The sequence below is a fragment of the Hoeflea sp. AS16 genome (assembly GCF_038900095.1).
Taxonomy (GTDB): domain Bacteria; phylum Pseudomonadota; class Alphaproteobacteria; order Rhizobiales; family Rhizobiaceae; genus Hoeflea.
Genome location: NZ_JBBMQQ010000009.1, coordinates 58,247 through 79,383 on the forward strand (window position 1 = coordinate 58,247; position 21,137 = coordinate 79,383).

The 21,137-nt window shown below is 60.4% G+C and carries 8 protein-coding genes; 7 read left to right on the forward strand and 1 reads right to left on the reverse strand.

Annotation, left to right across the window (positions count from 1 at the left end; all coding sequences use genetic code 11):
- Positions 1-11: 11 nt before the first annotated feature.
- Entirely contained in the window at positions 12-197 is a 186-nt protein-coding gene (locus WNY80_RS18575; protein WP_342888909.1) for a hypothetical protein, read from the reverse strand.
- Positions 198-329: 132 nt separating this feature from the next.
- Between WNY80_RS18575 and WNY80_RS18580 the strand changes: the two genes are divergently transcribed.
- The 7 genes from WNY80_RS18580 (at position 330) to WNY80_RS18610 (ending at position 21,078) form a co-directional block, all read left to right on the forward strand.
- The gene (locus WNY80_RS18580) at positions 330-1,985 is read left to right on the forward strand and encodes a hypothetical protein (protein WP_342888910.1); all 1,656 of its coding nucleotides are present in this window, start codon (positions 330-332) and stop codon (positions 1,983-1,985) included.
- Positions 1,986-3,086, forward strand: a complete 1,101-nt coding sequence (locus tag WNY80_RS18585) for a phosphatase PAP2 family protein (RefSeq protein ID WP_342888911.1) — start codon at positions 1,986-1,988, stop codon at positions 3,084-3,086.
- Between the two features lie 2 nt (positions 3,087-3,088).
- Positions 3,089-5,401 (forward strand): hypothetical protein, encoded by a 2,313-nt coding sequence (locus tag WNY80_RS18590; RefSeq protein ID WP_342888912.1) that lies wholly within the window; start codon positions 3,089-3,091, stop codon positions 5,399-5,401.
- Between the two features lie 512 nt (positions 5,402-5,913).
- Positions 5,914-6,747: a hypothetical protein gene (locus WNY80_RS18595; RefSeq protein ID WP_342888913.1), complete on the forward strand. Its 834-nt coding sequence runs from the start codon at positions 5,914-5,916 to the stop codon at positions 6,745-6,747.
- Positions 6,744-14,006, forward strand: coding sequence for a hypothetical protein (locus tag WNY80_RS18600; protein WP_342888914.1), 7,263 nt, complete (start codon positions 6,744-6,746; stop codon positions 14,004-14,006). The genes WNY80_RS18595 and WNY80_RS18600 overlap by 4 nt, the downstream gene beginning before the upstream one ends.
- A gap of 579 nt (positions 14,007-14,585) precedes the next feature.
- The gene (locus tag WNY80_RS18605) at positions 14,586-20,462 is read left to right on the forward strand and encodes a hypothetical protein (protein WP_342888915.1); all 5,877 of its coding nucleotides are present in this window, start codon (positions 14,586-14,588) and stop codon (positions 20,460-20,462) included.
- A gap of 40 nt (positions 20,463-20,502) precedes the next feature.
- Positions 20,503-21,078 (forward strand): amidase domain-containing protein, encoded by a 576-nt coding sequence (locus WNY80_RS18610; RefSeq protein ID WP_342888916.1) that lies wholly within the window; start codon positions 20,503-20,505, stop codon positions 21,076-21,078.
- The last annotated feature ends 59 nt before the right edge of the window (positions 21,079-21,137 follow it).

Consider the following 21,137-nt stretch of genomic DNA (forward strand, 5'->3'; position numbering starts at 1 on the left):
TCCGCAACGCCTCAGTGCCGGCCGATATCCTCCACGCCGACGCGGTCGGCGAGTTCGATCAGCCACCCGACCAGGGCACGCTCATCCGGCCCCAGCCCCTCGGCGTCCCGCAACGCTTCGGCCCGGCTGCGGAAGGCCTGCCAATGTAAAATGAAGTCCATCAAGTCCCGGATTGCGGATATTTTCTTTTCCATCAACACGACTGCCAAACTGATTTACGTGCACAGAATCTACAGTCATTCGGCGCCCGGGCAGCGTGAATAAAGCGTGAAGCCGCTGGTTTTCTTGTCATACCAGCGTTATCCTTGGTTGTAACCGGGGACGGGCTGATGGCTTCGAAACTTCTGGAAATCAACCTTTTTGGCGCCTGCGTTGTTCGCGGCGCAGGCGATGCGAATTTCGAAATAACAGGCGCGAAACACAAGGCCCTGTTCGTGCTGCTCGCGACTGCGCCATTCGGCCGGCGAACCCGGTCCTACTTGCAGGACACGCTCTGGGCGACATCCTGTTACGACAACGGCCGCCAGAGCCTGCGCCGCGCCTTGTCGGACATCCGTCACATCATGGGCGACGTTTTCGACTCGCTGCTGACAGTGACCAATTCCGAAATCACACTCGATCTCTCCAAGGTACACTTCATCGGCCGGCCAGGCGGCGGGCAGTACCTGGAAGGCCTCGACATCCGCGAAGAAGGCTTCAACCGGTGGGTTGGCACAATGCGGGCCAATCCCGAACAGCTTTACGGCTTGTTCAGCCTGAAGTCACAGCCGCCAGTGCCTGCGCCGGTGCCCTGCGTCTCCATCCTGCCGTTTCAACTCGTTGCCGGTGAAGCGCATCATGCGCTGCTTGGCGACTGGCTGGCGGAAGAAATCTCGCGAACGCTGTCCCGGTCGAGCCTGCTTGCCGTCGTCTCGCATCTCTCTGCGCGAGAGCTTTGCTCGCGCCGTATCGAGCTCTCGAAGGTGCGGGAACTGCTCGGAGTGGATTATTTCATGGCCGGCAGCCTGCGGGTGGAAGGTGAACGGGCAATCCTCGATGCCGATTTTCTGGATGCCGTTTCGGGACGCATTCTGTGGACGCGGCGTTTCTCGGCGAAAATCAGCGAGTTCATGTCCGAATACAGTGAAGCCGTGGACGGCATCACCCGGACCATCGGACGGGCGGTCGCCTCCGATGTGATCTGCCATATCCGCGGCCGCACAGCACGCGAACTGGCTGACCACCAGCTGCTCGTCGCCGGCGTCGGCCTCATGCACGAGCTCAACCTGCCCAGTTTCGCCCGATCGCGACAAATGCTGGAGGAAGCGGCGTGCCGCATGCCACGGGCAGCGGAAGTGCACGCCTGGCTGAGCGAATGGTATGTCATGTGTGTTTTCAACGGCTGGAGCACCGATGTGCCCGGCGACACGGCCCGCGCCGCCGATGCGTCGGCCCGGGCGCTTGATATAGATCCCGAAAATGCCTTCTGCCTCACCATTGACGGCGTGGTTCACAACACGCTGCTGACGAAAATTGATGTTGCGGAGGAGCGTTTCGAGGCGGCACTGGCGCGCAATCCGAACGAGGCGCTGTCATGGCTATTGAGCAGTGTCGTCTATACATTCCGCGACGAAGGCAGAGAGGCGGTGACCCGGGTCGAGAAGGCGCTGCGGCTCTCTCCGCTGGATCCGATGCTCTATTTCTTCGAATCCCTTGCAGGCTCCGCCTACCTGGCCGCGGGCGAATACGACAAGGCGCTGGATTTTTCGACCCGGTCGCTGGAGCGCAACGACCGGCATGTTTCAACCCTCCGGGCACGGATTTGTGCGCTCCACAAGCTCGGCAGGTACGAGGAAGCGCGCGAAATGGCGGGCGTGCTGATGGCCCGGCTGCCAAACTTCACCGTCCGTTCCTACCTGAAGGCCCATCCCTCAGCCGACTTCCAGTTCGGTCAGAGCATTGCCGACGCGCTGTCTGCGTCCGGCGTTCCATACGGAGGAAAATGAATGCCATTTCTCGGTTTCCAGCATGCCGCCCATGCCGCGCACGCGGCCCACGCAGCCCACGCGGCCCACGCCGCCCACGCAGCGCACGCCGCGCATGCCGCGCATGCGGCACAGATCACGGCCTCGGCGCTCAATCATCCGGAGGCCCTGCAGACCGCCAGCCAGGCGATCGTCCATCTCGTCAACGGCAACCAGGCGGACGCTCCCAAGGACCTCCCCCCGAATTCCGCCACCAACATGGATCGCTGGTCGGGTGACATCCGGCAAAGACTCTACATGGCCGAATTCCTGAATCCATTCGGGTCGCAATGGAACGACAAAGACGCTGCGGTCACGCTCAACTGGCACAACACGACCTTCCTGGTTCTGCCGCGTCCGCAGATCGGTGTATTCGCCAAACAAGCCGAGCTGGTGGTCAACTACATGGAGCAGCGAGAGGCGCGCGGGGGCGAAATCATGGCCCAGCTCGATGGCTTCACCGACTTCTTCGGCCTGCACCTTGGGCTGACCGCGGCACGCAATCCCTACACCATCGAACTGATCGAAACTGTTCAGGCCATCGCTGGCCAGGTGACCATGGCGCCCAAGCACATGCTTGCCTGCCGCCGGCCGGACGAACTCGATGCGCGGATCAATCCGCTGATACCAACGCCCGGCCACGGCAGCTACCCGAGTGCGCATGCAACCCAGGCTTTCGCCGTTGCGACGGTGTTGTCTGTCTTCCTGCGGGAAACAGGCGGATTTTACGAGGATCTCAATTCGAGGATCCGGCTGGTCAAGGCACAGGCACACCGCATCGCCGTCAACCGGACGGTGGCCGGCGTGCATTATCCGATCGACAGCCGGGCAGGCTTCATGATCGGCATGCAGATTGGCCGGATCATTGTCGGCATGTGTACGGGGCAGACCACGATCAAACCGTGGAAATTCCAGGCTGACGAGAATGAGGATTTCCAGTTCACGGATGTCGAGAATTTCCAGGAAAGCGACGTGAGCCTGCCCGGGCCCGAAGTCGTGAACGTATCCGAAAAGCCGGTCTTCCGTTGGCTCTGGCACAAGGCAACAGCGGAGTTTCCCGCCATGAGCGTTGACGGGAGCTGACAATGACCGACCAGGCAGGACGCCACGAGGGTGCAGAAAACTTCTGCGGACCCTATGAAAGCTGGATGCTGAAGCATGGCAAGGATTTCGATTTGCCGGCCTTGCTGCTTGACAAGGAGGCTGCGATTTCAGCCGTCGCCGAATGGCCTGGCGGTTTTGATGCAACATCCACGGAGATCGTCGCCAAGGTTGGAGCCCGAGACTATCCCACAGTCCTACCGCAACTGTGGACCGGCGGCAGCTCGCCGGAAAAATTCAATCCGAGTTTCGTGCCGTTCCTGTTTCTGCCGTCCGGCAAGGGCAAGGAGCAGCAAACGCCGAGCAATCCTACCGTCGAGCATCAGGCGACATCGCTGCAGACGCTCCAGCACTCAATGTCCAGCGCAGGGCAACCTGACGGAGACGGACCGTATTTCCGCGTCACTTTTCCGCTTTTTCACGACACAGTCGATGACCAACGCAATCCGGGGGTGAACCAGCCGAGCGGTGGTCCCAAGGAACTATCCTTGTCCGCGCCATCCGTCATCATGGCCGTCATCGACGATGGAATTCCCTTCGCGCACGCCAATTTCCGTGCGTCCGACGGCAGCGGAACCCGCGTCGACTATTGCTGGTCACAGGGCGCACCTTCCCGCAATGACGGCTCGATCCTTTTCGGAAGGGAATTTTCCAAGCAGGCCATCGACAGACTGGTCGAAGATCACAAAGGCGACGAAGACGCCGTTTATCGCCAAGCAGGCGCGCTTTCACAGCCTGGCCGGCCACCCATGAGCCTGTCGCGCATGCATGCACATGGCGCCCATGTTCTTGACACGGCAACCGGTCGATGGACCGCGGACAGCGACACGAAAGTCCGCATCGTTGCGGTGGAACTGCCCTCCTCCGCGGTCTGGGACACTTCGGGCTTCGGAACCGACATGTTCGTGCTCAGCGCGATGCACTATATCTTTGACCGGGCGGACCGGATCGCTGAGGAATACGGCGTGGCATCGCTTCCGCTGGTGATCAACTTCAGCTTCGGTACAACCGGCGGCCCGCATGACGGAAGCTCCGCCATCGAGGCGGCGATCCAGGAAATGATTGCCGCACGCCGCAGGATGGGAGCACCAACGGCGCTGGTCATGCCATCCGGCAACATCTTTCTCGACCGCACCCACGCCGTTCTCACGGAGCGGCATTTCGACAAGAAGCGATCGGCGAAACTGACCTGGCTGCTTCCCCCGGGCGACCGGACGTCCAGCTTCATGGAGATGTGGCTGCCCGAGGGCGTCGATCCTTCCGGTTTCTCCTTCGCCCTCACCGATCCGGACGGCAAACTGGTCATGAACCGCGACTTGCTGCTTTCCGGGGAAGCGAACAGCAGCGCGCGCCCTGGATATATCGAAACCGAACCGATGGCTGAGAACAGCAGGGACTTCGGCCAGTTCAGCATCGACAAATACCGCAACCACCGCTGGCGGATCATGATTGCGCTGGCCCCGACCGAGTTCGACGGCGACCGGAAAGTGCGCCAGCCGGCCAAGGCCGGAAAATGGACTATCGAGCTGGTCAAGAAATCCGGCACCCCGTTGCCGTCCATTACCGACGACGCAGGACACGCAGACAAGGTTGCGGGCGGAATTCAATGCTTCATTCAGCGCGATATCCAGTATGGCAGTGGCAATACAGGCGCCGTGCAAAGCTATTTCCTCGATCCGCTGAACATCCCCTACAACAAGTGGGGCGGCCCGATGGTCACCGATTCCGTTTCATCAGGAGGAATGGCATTCGTCCGCCGCTTCGGCAGCCTGAACGGGATGGCAACCGGAGACGCCACGCTGGTTGCCGGTGGCTTCAATGAACTGACGGGCATGGCTGCACTCTACAGCAGCGCCGGCGCCCTGCGCTATGACGCAACCGGCTTTCCCAAACAGATCGGAAAACAAGTCACCGTTTCCGCCGTGACAGAGCGCTCACCAGCGCTGCCGGGCGTGGTCGCGGCAGGCACGCGAAGCGGGATCATGTTCTCGATGAATGGAACCTCGGTCGCCGCTCCGCTCATTTCCCGGCAGTTGTGCCAGGCGTTTGTCAATTTGGCGCCTGGCTATGGACAGTTCAAGGCGACGCTGACAAATCCCGCTGACACCTATGTTTCGTTGCTATCGACGATCAAGAACGGGGTGAAGAAGACAAAGAAACAGGGATTTGCCGGCCCCGACTCCGACGAGAGAGTGGGCAAGCTGCTTGTCCGCTTGCCTCGTCCAAACGATCGGGACGATCAAAAGGCGATCAATCGGATCTACGATCAGAATGCAGGACTAAAGGCCATCATCTAGCCAGCGGGATCGCGGCCGGTACACAAGGATGATGGCTTCGCCACCGGCAAGGCAACCTGGTCCACCGGACTTTCAGGTGCGGCTTGCCATGGGCTGTTCTGTCTGCTCCCCCGCGACCGCAGGGCAATTCGAGAGTTCTTCCCACCAGTACTTTCACGCTTTTTTCACTCACGCAGCAAGCATGAACGGCAGCACACTACCCTCATGACGAATTTTGTCGTCGGGAGGTTATCATGCAAGGCAAGCTTGGGTGGGTACCAACAATCATCGTATCCCTGAGCATTCTGCTCTTCGCTTACGGTCTCTATTCGGCCTACCTGACCGGATCAATTCTTGGCGAAGCCAGAAATGCTTTCATATCCAAAACAACCGTGTCCGCGGATATTGAGGGAAAACCGCAGGATCTCGCCTCGTGCTGGGCGAAAAGCGATCCCCACGCTGCCAACGAAGCGGCCTGCAACCAAGCCTGGACCAAGTCTTTGTCAGACACGGTGGCGGGGCGGAAACAGGTTATGAAAGGGGTTCTGAGATGGACTGACGGCTGGGCTGTCGGTCTGGTGGCTGCGTCCCCGCGGGCTCTTCAAGCACCCTATCTCCTCATGCTTGCAAGCCTTGTCGCTCTCTTCGCTGCTGTCGGCTACGGGGTGACCGGCAGCATCTGGGGGATCGTCGTCAATCAAAACCACCGGCTCTCGCTTTCGCAAACGCAAGCGGTTCTCTGGAGCACGATCATTATCTCCGGATACGCTGTCATGGCGCTTTTCAATGTCGGAGCGATGGCATGGAGTACTGCCGCCCTCGACACGGGAAACGAGATATTTCCGGACATCGACTGGACCATTTTCGCATTGATGGGCCTTGCGGCAGCCGTTCCGATGACAACGACGATGATAAGCGATGCGCGTCCGCTCGATGCCGCCTATTCCGCGAAAGGCATGATTGGCGGGGCGCAAATCGGCCTGGCAGCCTCGGAGCGCAACGACACGGCGCAGAAGGCATCGCTGTTCGACCTGTTCCTCGGTGAAGACATCGAGACAAAGGGCCGGATCGACCTCACCCGGGTACAGAACGTGCTGTTCTCCGTCCTGCTGCTGATGGCCTATTCCAGCGCCCTTGTTTCGTCGTTTCAGCTTCTCGGGCCAAGTGTCCTGCTCGACAGCGCGTCCAGCGGTGCGCGGATTTTCGAGGCGATGCCTTCGCCAGGGACCAACTTCCTGACGCTCGCGGGGCTTGCCAATGCGACATACCTGATCGGCAAATTCACACCCGGAAAGCCTGAGCCGGCACAGCCTGCAGGCGCGGTCGGCGCCGCTGCGGCCGACCAGAACATCGGAGCAGAGACATGAGCACCACCGTTCTGTCATTTCGCATGTTCGGCCAGTTTCACTGGCCGCCGCTGAACCGCACGGTTGATCAGCCAAGTGAGGAACTGCGCGACGGCTGCGTCGAGATCCACTATCATCAGGCGGGCGAAGGCGAGCCATACCATGCATTGATGCGCTGGCTTGCCGCGCCCGATGGCGCCGGGCAACGCGGCGAATGGATCAAGCGGACCCAGCCTATCGCAGATTTGCAAGCGGTCAGATCGCTGCCTCATACCGATGACGAGGACCTCGCGGAGATCGTCCAGGGCGGCGATTTCACCCTGTGGCTGAATAAACCGCCATCGGTTCCGTCTGCGGAAATCCATTCCAAACCGAGACTGTCATTCTTTGGCGGCACGATCTTCGACCAGTTCGACGATTTGCCCGACTACACCGCCGGCCCCTATCCCAAGCCCACACTGCGCTGGCCACTGGTGCCGGAAGTGCCATTTGGCGGCAGGCACTCGGGAATTATCTTCGGACAGCGCCAGAACCAGCACAGCTTCAATTTCAACTTCAGGATCTCGCTCAATCTGCCTGCCCCGCTGGCACCGGACGGCTCGCTGAATTCGGCCGCCGCAGCCCGCTTCGCCGGTATATTCAAACCTGAAGTCAAAAGCCTCGACGACTGCGGTGCACTTTCCATCCTCGCCGTGGATGGCGACGACGAGATATACTCCCTTCCAGCCCTCCATAACCGGTTCGGCAGGTTCAATCTCGCGGATGGCGTCTCCAACCTGGCCGAGGGTTATGTCAGTACCGCCGCGGCACGGTTCTGGGGCGGAGGCAAGCCGGATCTGGAGGCCTTGATCGAGGCGTGCGGGGCAATTGTCACTGACAAGAAGTCGACGTCAGAGACGGCTGGCGGCAACGAGACCACGAGAAGCCTTCGCTTTGGACAGCAAAACGGCAACCTCGTCACGGTCCGCCGCATTGCATTTCGTGCCAATGGTCTGCGCCTTGACCTGCCGCGCGAAGGTGTAAGCGACTTCACCTTTCCGGCCAACACCACCCTGATGGCCGATATCGAACTCGCGTCAGCGATCTCCGACGAGGATATCGCCCAAAACATGCGCTCCCCCGGTGATGTCTCCCTCAATATCCACTGGCTCTGGACTGAAACCGTCAGGATATCCGCAGGCACAGGCACGCCGCGCAAATTCAAGGAAACAGCAGCCGACGGCAGCTGGTTCGAAAGGGCCTTGCACAATGCAATCGTCTCCATGCACCAGGCGCGCCTGGCACTGCAAACGGTCCGGGATGAACAGCCGGTCAGCTTCCTTCCCGAACTCTCGGTTGAAAAAGGCGGCAAGGTGCTTGTGACACTGGTTCGCAGCGCCAATGCAAAGAGAAATCCCGAACACGGCACAGTGCTGTGGGGAGAACGAAACCCGTCGACGAGCAGCATGGCCGATCAAGCGCAGCGGCTTCGCCTCTCGCTGGCGCCACTGCTGTTGGCAAAGGACATCCAGTCCAGACCTCTTTTCCGGACCTACTTCCCCGGATTTCAGGCGCCCTGGCAGCCGGATCTGAAAAACCCCTACGACCACCATCACTTCGAATTCGACTTCGACACGCAGGTCTATGCTGATGCGAAGGATGGCTCTTTTGCCTTCTTCAAGATTTCCGAAAAGGAGAACGCCAGCAAGAGCAGACCAAAGCTGTCGGGGCGCCTCGGCAGCCTTGCCCTGGAGCGCTCCGCGGACAAACCGCTTTTGCGCGAAAACATCATCAAGCAGAACGATACCAATGATCGGAAAGCAGCCTGGCCAACATCAAGCAACTGGCTTCGGCTGTATCCCCGGCAGGCGCTGGCAGACAGCAGCGTGGAGACATCCAACGGCTCGAGGGCGAGCCGGTATGAAATCAACGGTGCCATGGCGATCGAGCTCCGGCTTCAAATCGCTGTCGATGCAGTGCGGCCAGTGGCAACATCGGTGAGCCCGGGTGACCGGACAGACCGGATTCCGCCGCTGCTCATTCCGCTTGGCACTCAGGGCAGTTCCAGCGACGGCGACTTTCTGCTCGACGTGCAGGAAACCGTGAGCGACGACACCAACCGGCGGCTTCACGCAAGCCTCGGTTTCGCGACAGAGATCGGCGGCTCGCAGGATTTCGTCCTGCTCGGCCGGGAACCATGGACGGTCAAGCAATTCTCGATGCGCCGGCTCGGCTCCGAAGCCAATGCGGGCAGCGCCACCATTGCGGACTATGACAGTGAGACACGGCAATGGACATTCACCGCACCGGAGGCCCCCTATTCCTACGTCCTGCCTCCCATGGTGACCGGCGACAGCGCGGACAAGCCCAGGCGGCTGGAGATCCAGGACCGCGGGCCAATTGATCAGGCCCCCGGTCCCGTGCCTGCGGGTGACGGCGGGGTCAGGCGCTATGCCGTTGAATCCCGGCTGGGGCCTTCGACCCGGCTCTGGATCGACCCTGATGATCTTGACAACAAACTCATTCCGGCGCCGTGGGCGGACCACGATCTGTTCCGATCCCGGCAGATCGGCGGCGCCGGAGTGGCCCTGAAGGGCTTTCGCGGGGAGTTCCTGTACGGAATGTCGGTCGGCATTGATGCTTCCGACAATGTCAGCCGGGTGCGGGTGTCGGAAATCGACGCGGTTGTCGGCGAACTGCCACATCCCGACCTGGGTGACACAACCTTTCAGGGACCTATGGACAAGCGCTGGGCCGGGCTCTCGGAAGCCTATCGTCAAAGGCCGGAAAGGCTTGAGGTTTGGCAGACCGACAGCGAGAACCTGCTGGCGTTTCCCTATGCCCGTTTCGCCGACGGCGTGGATTTCGCGTTGCGCCACACCGCCTTGCACAGGCACCCGACAAGCGACGGGATCGACGCCACACAGGATGCTCCATCGCCACAGTTGCGCTATCATCCAAGGGGCCTGAGCGGAGGCGCGCTCTGGGCTGTCGAATCCGCCAATCTCGCGCACTACCTGGCCAAGACCCCGCAATCGGACGGCGGTGCCATCGAGCGGATTGCACTTTCGCCGATGGGCGGTGACGCCGACCAGGCGGCCAAGTTCCTCAAGCGGCAGGTCTCGATCATCTCGGAAACCCGGGCCGGCTTCGTCCAGCGCCAGAAGGTCGAGGTTATCGGCCGGGTCGGCGTTTTCTGGCACCGCGCCAAGCACGTGGTCGTTTATGAACGCACCGTCAGCCCGTCGGAACAGTTTCCCGCCGAGGGCGAAAAACGCTCACGCAGACCGATTCTTCGCAAGGTCAGCGAATATATCGAAATTCTCGAGCCGGAACGGGTCTATCCGGACTTTCCCGAGGTTGGGGCGCGAACGGTCGGGCCGCTGCAGGCCGTGCGTTTCAACTCCCGCATCATTCATGTCGACAGCGCCTGGAGCGAGGATCTTGGAAAATACGGCTGGCGCATCCCTTTGTGGAACCACCACAGCGCCCGGCAAAATCCGCGCGTATATCCCCAGCCCGATGTCGCTTTCGTCACGCGCGCGGAGGGCAATTCCGAAAAGGCCACGACCGCACAGGAATGCCGGAACCCGGAAAACATCTTCTTTGTCGCCGATTTCCAAACCGGAGGCGACAAGACGGATTCCTGGCCTCCGCGCGCCGGCGTCGATTATTCCCTGCTCCCCGATCCGGGCCGGGATGTCTATGGCCAGCGCACCCAACCGGACGAGCCAGGGAAGCGCGTTCGCAGTGTGAGCCGCATTCCGGCCGGTCATGGCCGCTTCACTTGGCGGCTGGCGACCTCGGGCCAGCGAACGCAGATCAACGCCAACAGGGCGAGCAAGCCGATCTTCGTCGACCTGGAGAGCATCACCTTCATGCGATCGGTGCCTGCCCAGGACATCGACGCCAAGCATAACATCAACATAGATAAGGCCTCCCAAGCCTTGGGGGCGCTCGGAACCGGAGAAAACGAGCGCCCCCGCCTACCCTATTGGCATGAGAATGCCGACGCACCGGCCGGTTTCGATACCGTGGGTGCAAAGCTGTCAGCGTTGAAGGATGCGGTTGCTGTCGGAACAGGTATTGTTGATGCGAAAAACCAGCTTCAGACGGCACTCACCACCTTCTCAGCAGCACCTCCCGCTGACATCACGAACCTTGCCGGAAAAATCAAAGCTCTTATCGGAGCGAAAGAAACGTCCCTGCTTCCTGATATATCCAGCCTCCCCACAGAGAAGACCTGCGACAAGCTGAAGGCTGACATTTCGGGCACCCTGCGGCGCAAGAAGCTGATGCTGCTCGACGACATCAGGAGCATCCAGGCCGAGACGGAAGCGTGGATCATCTCGACACCGGCGCTGGACAAGGAGGCCGTCAGGGAACACATCGGAACCGCGGTCAGCAAAGCGCTGACACCGTTGCTCTCCGGGGCGAGTGCCGACATCGGCCGGCTCGGCAGCGGCATTCAGTCCGCGCGCCTGGTCGTTGCCGATCTGCACGCGGATATCCAGACGAGCCTTGAGAAGACACTCAGGCGCCTTGACGAACTCAACAAGAGCTATGACCGGGCAAAGCCCTGGTCGGCCAACAGGCTGGACGGTTTCGCGCGCAAACTCGATGAACTCACCGGCGGCATCGGCGACGACGTCAATGCCGCGCTCGCAGAAGCGCGCCAGAGGTTTGCCGGTGAACTCAATGGCCTCTCGGCCAAGCTTGCAGCAGCTCTCTCCTGCGAACTGGGCCGTCTGGCTGCAACGGAGGGGCTTTTTGACGAAAAGATCTGGAAAACGGCGAGCCGTATCCGGGAAATCTCCAGCGAACTCAAGGAAAAGACCGACGCCCTGACGGCCACAGACGGCACCATTGCCAAGGCGCAGACCAAGATCGACGCGTTGTTGCAGAATTCGCCGAGTGCAACACAGAGGGCGATCCTGGAACGGCTCTCGTCAACACTGAACAACATCGGCAGCCTGGCGCAAGGGGCCTCGACCGAATTTGAAAACCTCGCAGCCAGAGCGGATGGAAATGCAGCCTCGCTCGCGCAATTGCTCAGGCAGGCGACGAACATCATTGCAACCACGCTGATCAGTGCAGCCAGTCAAGGTCAGGCTCTGATCGACGAACTCGCCAACCTGAATGATGATTTCTTTGACGGTCTTGGCGACCTTGCGGCGGAAGTTTCCGGCGCACTTGGTGTGGCGAAGTCGTGGATGACCGACGAACTTGCCAGCCTTGCCCGTACCGGCGAACAGGCGGACCGTCTGGTCGCACTGGTCCGCGGCAACGCGCAGCAGGTGATAGAGAATGTGGCAGGTATCGAAACCAAAGCCGCGGCCTTCGTCGACGAGGTTGCCGCAGAGCTGACAGCGGCGGCAAAAGACCTGCAAGACATGCTGGCGCCATCCGCGATTGTCAAAAATATCCTTGAGCCAATGGTTGTCGATCCCGCGCTCGATGCCGTTTTCTCCCGGTTTCCCGTCGAAATTACGGACGAGACGACGCGGGAGACTGCGCTCGCGGCTGTCCGCAGCCTTGCGCAGGAAGCGGAAAACCGCCTCGACGCTCTTGAGGGGGAGACACTTCCGGGAGCAGATGCCATCGCGCAACTCTGTGCGGAGCTTAGCAGTTCGCTCAATGAAATTTACGGACAGCTGCAGGATGTAGAGGTAGCCCTCAAGAATAAGGCGGAAGCTCTTGTCCAAGAGCTTTCAGGCCTCAACGAGGCAGAGGCAATCGTTGCCGCGATTGGCAAGATGGACCGGGCTGTTCGGGCATTGGCCAATGATTTCGGGCAATCGGTCGATGCGGCGGAAGCTTATTCGCACAAGGTCGTCGAGGGGCTCGGCAACGTCACCGATGGCGGCGTTTCAGCCTTCCCGAACAATGTCCTCAGGCTTTACTCCGCAGCGACCAGCGCACCGGAACTCGGACAGCTGCGCGCCAACATCGATCGCATGCGAATGAATTTCGACGCACTGTCGGACATCATCGCCAACACTCCGGCCCAGGCCTATCTCGATAGACTAGGCGACGAACTCAAGGCAATGGGCCTCACCATCCCCTTCGACCGCATTGGAGAGACGCTGCTGCCGAGCGATCTCACCAAAATGGATCTCAACCGGCTGATCCCCGATTTCGGCGGCATCAACCTGTCAAAACTGTTTCCAGGGCTGAAGGCACCGGGGGCGCTTCGCGATGCGATCAGGATTGCCCATGACTTCGATGCGAAGACCAAACGGGCCTGGGTGCAGATCGACGTCAACGTCAATCTTCCCGAGCGCGCGAAACTCTTTTCAGCCGGGCCTTTCCGGATGGATTTCGTTGACAGCCGGCTCAAAGGGGTCGTTCGGCTGGAAGCTGCCGCCGAGACGGAAAAAGTCAGCCAGAGCGGCCATGCAACGCTGAGCACAAACCTTGAAGCCATCGTTTCCGGCCAGAAAATGGCGGGTTTTGAAAAGCTCACCATTCACTACACGAAGGAAGACGGCATCGATGTCGACTTCGATCCCGCCAACATCAAGCTCAACGATGTGCTCCAGTTTGTACAGGATACGCTCGGAACCATCTTCCCGGACCGCGTCGGGGCGCTCAACATCATCAAGGACCGCGGTATTCCGATCGGCTTCGAGAACGAATTCTCGATGCCAACGATCAGCCTGAACTACGCGACATCGGGCATCAGCAACATCCAGATATCGAACCGCTTCCGGCTGATTGCCTATCCGGATTTCCTGATCGCCAACCGCTTCAACCTGTCCAAGCAGGAACTGCCCTTCATCTTCTCGTTCTTCATTCTGGGCGGCACGGGCTATGTGCAGGTGGACACCGAATACCGTCCGTTCGATGCACAGCTCATGGTTCTGGTGTCCGCGGGCGCCGGCGCGTCGGCGGCAATCGGCTTTGCCTTCGGTCCCGTGTCAGGGTCGGTCTTCATCGCGCTCAGCGTGGTGCTTTCGTACCGCAAGCTCATCGGCAACGACAACAGCAGCAGCCTCTCTGTCGGCCTGTCACTGGTCGTCGCCGGCAATGTCGACGTTTGCGGAATCGTCAGTGTCTATATCGGCCTGATGCTCGACCTGACCTACCGCGACAGCGGCCAGATCGATGCCAGCGGACGGCTCGTGCTGACAATCCGCATTTCGCGGTTCTTCAAGATCAATGTCCGCACCGAGGTTCAATACAAGCTGCGGGGCGGACGATCCGAAACCGTGACCAGGACAAGAACCGACCTGACGGCCTCCGACGACATTCAGAACAAGGTCAACAAACTCAAAAATGCGACCGCCGCATTCAAATGAGGTTTCGCCATGGGACACGATCAGCATTTCCTTTGCACCGTCAGCCGTCAGCCCGCAGGGTTTGATGCGCAGCCGAACGGCACGTTCTCCGCCTTCCTGAGCTTCGAATGGCAAGGTGAGAAAGATGCCGGGCGGGATGCCTACGAGCGATTTCTCGAACGCCAGAGTGCTTTCCATTACGGTTTCTTCGAAATTGAACTGGATGCGGCAGTCATTGCGGCGCTTGAAGCCGGAGAGCCCCGCACACTTCAGGCGCGGCCTATCGAGACCACGGAAAGCCCGGTTGAAGGACAAGCGACCCTCGATCCCGCCCGGATCCTGGGCTGGCTCGACACGCGCAATGAAGGGCAGGAGAACAGCTTCTGGCAGACCCCGGAGATGAGCGTTGTCGGTGCAGTCAATGCGACCAGCCTCAAGGCAAGTCATGCGCTTTCGGGACTTCGCCAATCCATGGCGCCGGTTGCGGAGATCTCCGGCCTGCGCCGGCGCGTCTATCCGGCAACCGAGGCGGCAGACGGTGTTGCAAACCCGCGTGCATGGCTGCTGCTCGTCTTTGACGAGGCGCCGCCAACGGATGCCATGGAGATCACCGCCTTTGGCTACCGTGCGGAAGGCGGCGAGGAACTTGTCAGCCTTGCCTATCCGAACGGGATGGAAGAGGTCCATTACACTGTCAACATCTGGACAGGTCCCGAGCCAGCGCTTTCGCCGAGGTCGATCGTCGACAAGGATGGTTTCGTCCCGCTGCCCCAAAGCGGACCGGAAGCGCAGGCGCTGCTGCAACGTTTCGAGGAACGGTGCCACGGGCTTTTCTGGTCCCTGCCGAAGCTGCAACAGCCCGAGGTGTTCAAGAGGATCGGCAGGCTTGACGCCGACCCGGCGGCACCGCCGGTGCCGGACCAGGTGGCGCTCGATCTCGTCGACATCGCGGTTGCCGGCTGTGTTTCGGCGCTTGATCCGATCGTGCTGACACTGCAAATGCCCGGCCTGTCGACAAGTGAAGAACCGGCAGAAGGAAACCTGCTAGAACACCTTGTCGACGCAGTGCTCACGGCATGCGCGAAGGCGTCGGAAGAGCTGCCGGATGGCGAGCCGCTTCAAGCCAGCCTCGCAACCATCGATGGCGACAAGATTCTGGAAAAACTTAGAGAATCCATTGCCACCAATCCGCTGTGCGGGCCGGCAAATGAGACGGAACTTGTTGCCGAGTTGCGCCGCGTTCTCGATCTTGAGAATGCACCGGGGATTCTTTCACGGCTCATCGCCCTTCACAGCAGAACTGAAGCCGACAAGATTGCCGCGATGGCCGAAATCGAGAAGGAATTGTTAAAGGCTGCCCCTGCACACCCGGGCATCGCTGCCGCGCTCGAGGAGGCGTTGCAGGACCTTGCTCTGGCGTTGAGCACCGAATCCGGCGCCGAAAAGGCCGCGCTCCGCCTGATTGCCGGTACCGGTAACGGCGGTGCTCTCAAAAGTCTGTCGTCGCTGCTGCCAGCCGGGTTGACGCCGGATCAGCAGAAAACCGGCGAAACAGTAATGAACAGGGCCTGGGCGGATTTCACCGCCTTCCTCAACGGGCCGTTCAACGGGTTCGAGGCGATCCGGCGCAGCAACAACCACCTGTTTGCCTGGGCGGCATCACTGGGACCGGCCGGGGAAGGTATCGGCGCGCGGCAGGCGCTTGCGGACGTCATCCGGGCCAATGGCTTTATCGAGCGACGCTGGGGCCCGCCTCCTGCTGCGCCCGGGGCGCCTGCACCTGTTTCTTCCGGCGAAGCCTTTGCACACCTGGCAGCATCGCTCCGGCATCTGCCAAACGGTTTGCGTCCGTATCTGCGGGAAGCACTGGTCGAGGGCTCCGAGAGGGAAATGGACGAGATCCTGTCGGAGGCCCGCTTCCGGCCCGACCTACAGCCGCGCCCCTTGCCGATCCAGATAGCCAAAACGGCCAATCCGGACGATGCGACTGCATTCAATCACAGCTACGGCGGCATTTGCGCGCTGTTGCGCGCGCCGGGCGAACCCTGGCGGACCCCGAATGTCTGCGGGCTGAGCGTCTACGCCCCCGGACCTGATCCCTACCCCAAGCTGGATTCCCTGCCCTATCTCGGCGCGATGAAACCAATCGTCAACAACGGTATATCCAAGGCATTCATCGGCTATGAAGGCAGACCCTTCGCATCCCGCATATTCGACGAAACCAAGCCACAAGGAGCCGATGCGGCGGTAGCCGACGCCTACGCGCCGGTCTACAGACTCGACAGTTTCGACTACGACCCGTCAACATCGCCGGACTGGGCAGGTTCGCCGCCGCTGGCCTACGGGGTATCCTATGAGCTGATCGAATTCGCGATCGCTGTGGACGGAACGCTGCCACTCGCCTTGCAGTCATCTGCGAGCGAGCCATGGCGGATCGAGCTATCAAGTACCTTTCCCGATGGCGTTGTCCCGGGGCTCACACCAATCAATATTGCCTACAACCGGCGAACAGCCATCGGCAGGACCGAATTCCAGGCTGACGAGAACGCCGGCGATGCTTTGAGGATCGGCGCCACTTTCGAAAACGTCGCGCCGCTGGCAGCGGACTATCCCCGCCTTGCGCTGTCTCAGCACGAAGTCCGGGATCTGTTCCGGCAATCATCGGGCGAAGGCGCATTGCGTCTGGCGCATGGAGAGAAAGCAGCCACAGGCACAACCAAGACGGACAGCGAAGACAACGAAACAGGCAATTATGGCGAGCCGATCGGGATAACGGTTGCGAATATAAATGGAGTTGCCGCCAAGACCCTGACGATCAGCGTCCTCTCTGACCCCAAGGCCGGCCCTGAAAGCACCGTTGGAGGGCCAGGCACAGCGTCCGTGGAGGTGTCGATCCCGAAAGGCTACAGATCGCTGCAGATCGAATTTACCAGGCGCAAGGCCAACACGGTTCAATTGACTGTCCGGTGGGACGGCAACACCGCTGCTGCCATGGAAATGCCGGTCGATGAAGCGCGCTTGTACTGGCTCAGGCTCGAGATCGACGCGGGCAGCCTGTCTTTCGAGCCACCGGTCGTTTCATCTGGCCAAGTGGCCGAGCCCCCGGTTTTCGCCCAACCGCCGCTGCTCCTGCTCGCCAGGAAAAATGGTGTCTTTGACAGCTCGTTCGGCACGGCTGCGGAACTGCGGGTCAGCCATCCGCGGATGGGTATCGAAGACGTCGAGCGTTGGCTTGCCAATCCGGATCTGGCAGCTATCGCCGGGTTCGCAGACAACGAAGCGCTGGACCCGTTCATTGACAAATTACGGACCGCGCGCATTGTCACTGTCTTTGACGAAAAGATCGCCACGCTTCTTGACCGCCTGCCCGACCTCGCGGTCAGCGGCCTGCTTTTCGAACTTTTGCCACTCGACAGCCTCGGCCATGAATTCAAAAGCCCAAAATCGGTGTTCGTCCCTTCCCCGGAACTCGGCACCGTCAAACCTGTGCCACTGGGCGAAGATGCTGTCGACAACTCGGTGAAAATGCTTGAGGCTCTGGACGCCCATTTTAACGCTCACGTGAAGATTGCGGGTACTGGGTCGTCTTTCGAAATAACGCACGACAACATGACTGGTGAGGTGCTGGTTGCAGTGCCAGAGGGAACCTTGGCGTTGCTCCGGGTACGGCCAGCTGTCGATTCGGCCTTGATGGACGAAGGACGTTTTGGAGCAGCCCCGCTGCACGCGGGCCTCAGCCAGATCGCGGTGGGGCAATACCAGAGTGGGGAAACCCGGTATTTTCTGTATGAGGGAAACAGCCTGACACTTGAAACGATGAGCCCGGTCTTTGACGACAGAAAGGCCGACCTCATTGCAGAAGCCGAGGCACGCATAAGGGTCGTTCCGGGGCTTCCCAATGCCGACGCGGCCAACAGCTTCAGCCACGCGCGTTCCTATGGGCTTTATGCAGAGGTACCGTCAAAACCTGTCGCCGATGCCCCCTGGCGCATCGTCGGTCGTATCGATGTGGGAACGCAACGCTGGGTGACGACCGGAAAACCGATCTATTCCTGGATCAATCCGCTGCAAATTGCTCAAGCGACAAACCCGGATTGCGGTGCGGGAACCCGCACGCCGATTGCCGATCTGAGCCTTCGACCATCGGACGATCCCGAAAAGGCAAAACCCAACGATGACCTGCTGCTTTTCGAGAAAGAGGCTTTCCATCAGCGTGACGACATCGACGAGCGTGCTCCCCCGGTCCGGCTGGAGCCATTGCCGGAAAAAACACTGCTCAAGACAGTGCAGTGGGACGAGCCGACGGCCACATGGTTCCGCCACAGGTTCACGTTGCGCTCGCGCTACGAAGGCGCCTATAGGCAACCCGGTGACGCCAGGCTCCCGGTTCAACGGGAGGCCGGCGATCCGTGGCTCAAGCGCGTGGTAATCCTCGCGGATGCAGGCAGGATCGAACCGACGCGGCCGCAGCAGCGTGCCTTGCTCCCGTTGACCAAAGCGCCCGCCGACAATGCCGAGCCGACACCCGCCGCCCCACCGATCCTGGCCGTGCTGCAGGAGCCGCCCCATGCTGTTGGCGGCCTCGCCGACAGGATTGTTTACGGCCTGCAGACGAGCCTGGGGTTCGAAATCGCCAAAGTTCCAGGCGAAGACGACGGAGAAGGCAGAGTACAGATCCGCGACGCCCGCAAGGAAATCGGCCCGGACCCACGCCTGAGACAATCGACTTTCAAAGCAGGTCCACCCAATCTCGATCCGGCCACGGGCGTGGCCATGCAGGTGGAAGGGCCGATTGGCCTCACATACGAACCCAGGGCCACGGATCCGCGTTATGCGAACACCGCGTTCATGCTGCTTGCCGAGGACTTTGGCGAAAACCCGCTTTCTCCGCTCGACTTCGAGGAGAGTTTCCTCGGCGTGAAAAGCCTGCGTTACCTTCATCCAGGCTGGACCTTTCATGCCAATGGAAGCACGCCCGTGGATCTTCGCAGACAGACGGCATGGATCGAATTTTCCAAGCCTGGTGGAATAAGGATCGGAGAGGAAACCGCCATTGCCGTCGGGTACGAGGGTAATCACTGGAAAGTGGACATCGCGCGCCACCTTCTGCAACGGGTCGAGATCAAGGCTGAGGCTGAGGAACGCATCCAATTGGCCAAGGTCAATGACCAATTCGAGGCGCTGGTGCTGCTGCATGCTCCGATTGCCCCGGAACGCTATCTGCTGGCAGTGCTCGGTGTTCGGAGACATGCGGCCGGCACAAGTGTGCAGGGCAGCGGCAACCAACCTCTCCTGCTTGCAACAATGGAATGGAGTATCCCCGCCGACGCGGAAGGCGAAATGGCGCCCGCGACCGGTGTGGAGAACCCGTTTGTCGTCGAGGGGGCACGTTCGATCCGCCACTGCGTGGCATCACGGCCGACCTTCGCCGAATGGACGCGTTCGGCACGCAATTTCGACGTGGCATCAATTCTTCGTTCACCCTCCGACGGCTCGCTGCCCGTGTCGGAACCCGCCGTCTTCGCGAATATCATTGCAACTAGTGAAGCGAGCGGTGACGACAACATTCTCCGTTTCCAAGACCATGCAGGTCAGCCGGTGTGGCTCCGCCCCTCGGTCCAGGCCTCGCCATTCGCCCAGCACGTTCACAGGCATATGGCGGTGATCGTGACGGAGCGCGACCATGCGCTGGGCAAGCCGGCGCGAATCTTCCACTCGATCATGAGGGCGGACGGCGCGGACCTTGTGCTGCCCTTCAAGACAGGCGATCTGCTGGAGCCACAGATCCATCTGATCGAACTCGAGTCACCGGCGCGGCCGCTGGCCTATGGCCTGGCATCACCGCTCGACGAGCAGTTCGGCGCCTACGACCTCGATCTGAAATCGATCCTGACGGGACCAGCCGAAGGTTCGCAAATCCCCTGGAAAGGAATGTTGCTGACAGGGCGCTTCCCGGTCACGACGAAGGGGATTGCGAATATCCGGTTTCGTCTAGAAGCCGCCACCAAGGAGGACGACGCCTGCGAATTCGATCTGCCCTGCGCAGATGGCCCGTACTGCCAGTTTGAATTACTGCTGTCGCACGATGCTGGTGCACCGGACGACAGCAAGCTCGCCATAGCTAAGACCCTGATTGCTGTTGATGGAAGGCGCACGGACGCGGGAACCGAAAAAACACCCGTGCCGGGCGGCTCATTCCTGTCGCTGCAGATCGCCGGGGTTCAGGCGGCAGCCCCCGTCACCGAATTCTGGTGTGATCTGTCACACAAGGCCTGGACGGACAGCGGCGCCGGCAATGGGGAGGCGATGGAACCCAATCCCCTCACCTGGCTTTTCAGTGACAGCGACACGATAACGGCCACGGGAAATGTCCGCGAAGCCACGGGAGCGGACCGACTTGCAGGACTGACCGAAGCGCAGGCCAGAATCGTGTCCGTCTCGCCCGCCATGCCGCTGACTACCCGACGAATGAACTGATCCACCTTCTATCTGCCGCTGCCAATACGAGGAGACAGCCATGACCAAACTCGAGACCGAATATCTGAAGCAGATGGGGATCGAGCCTGAAAATTATGTACAGCCGATGGCCGAAATTGTACCGCTCGCGCCCAGGAAGGTGAAATTCAGCAACTGGAAGGCGATAACCTATGCGAAGGACTATTGCGGCCAGACGGCAAACACCTGCGGTGCCTACTATGACCAACCCGGCAAGACGGATTGCGCACATTTCATCGCCCACTGCCTGAGTGCCGGAGGCATCGCCATCAAACCCGGCGATGGCAGTACAACAGACTGCCCGGCGGGATTGGCGATGCGCAATACCGATCTCGTCGCCGCTTTGACGGCGCTGGCTACAGACTACGACAATGTTCAGGAATTGGGTATTTCAGACGCAATAATCGGTGACATTGGTTTCCTCAACAACCTCATCCGACCATCGCACGCCTTCATGATCTGCGAGCCGGTCAATCTCGGAGATCCACTGAAGCCGGCAAAGGTATGGTCTCACACCGCCGCTCGTTGCTGCGGTGACATGGGTGCGGAAATCCGGCAATGGTTCGCTACGATGTTCCGCATTACCGACGCGCAGTAACCAACTGGCACCTAGAACTTTGTAACTTTGCAGGTTCGCAGGATGTTTGAGACGATGTC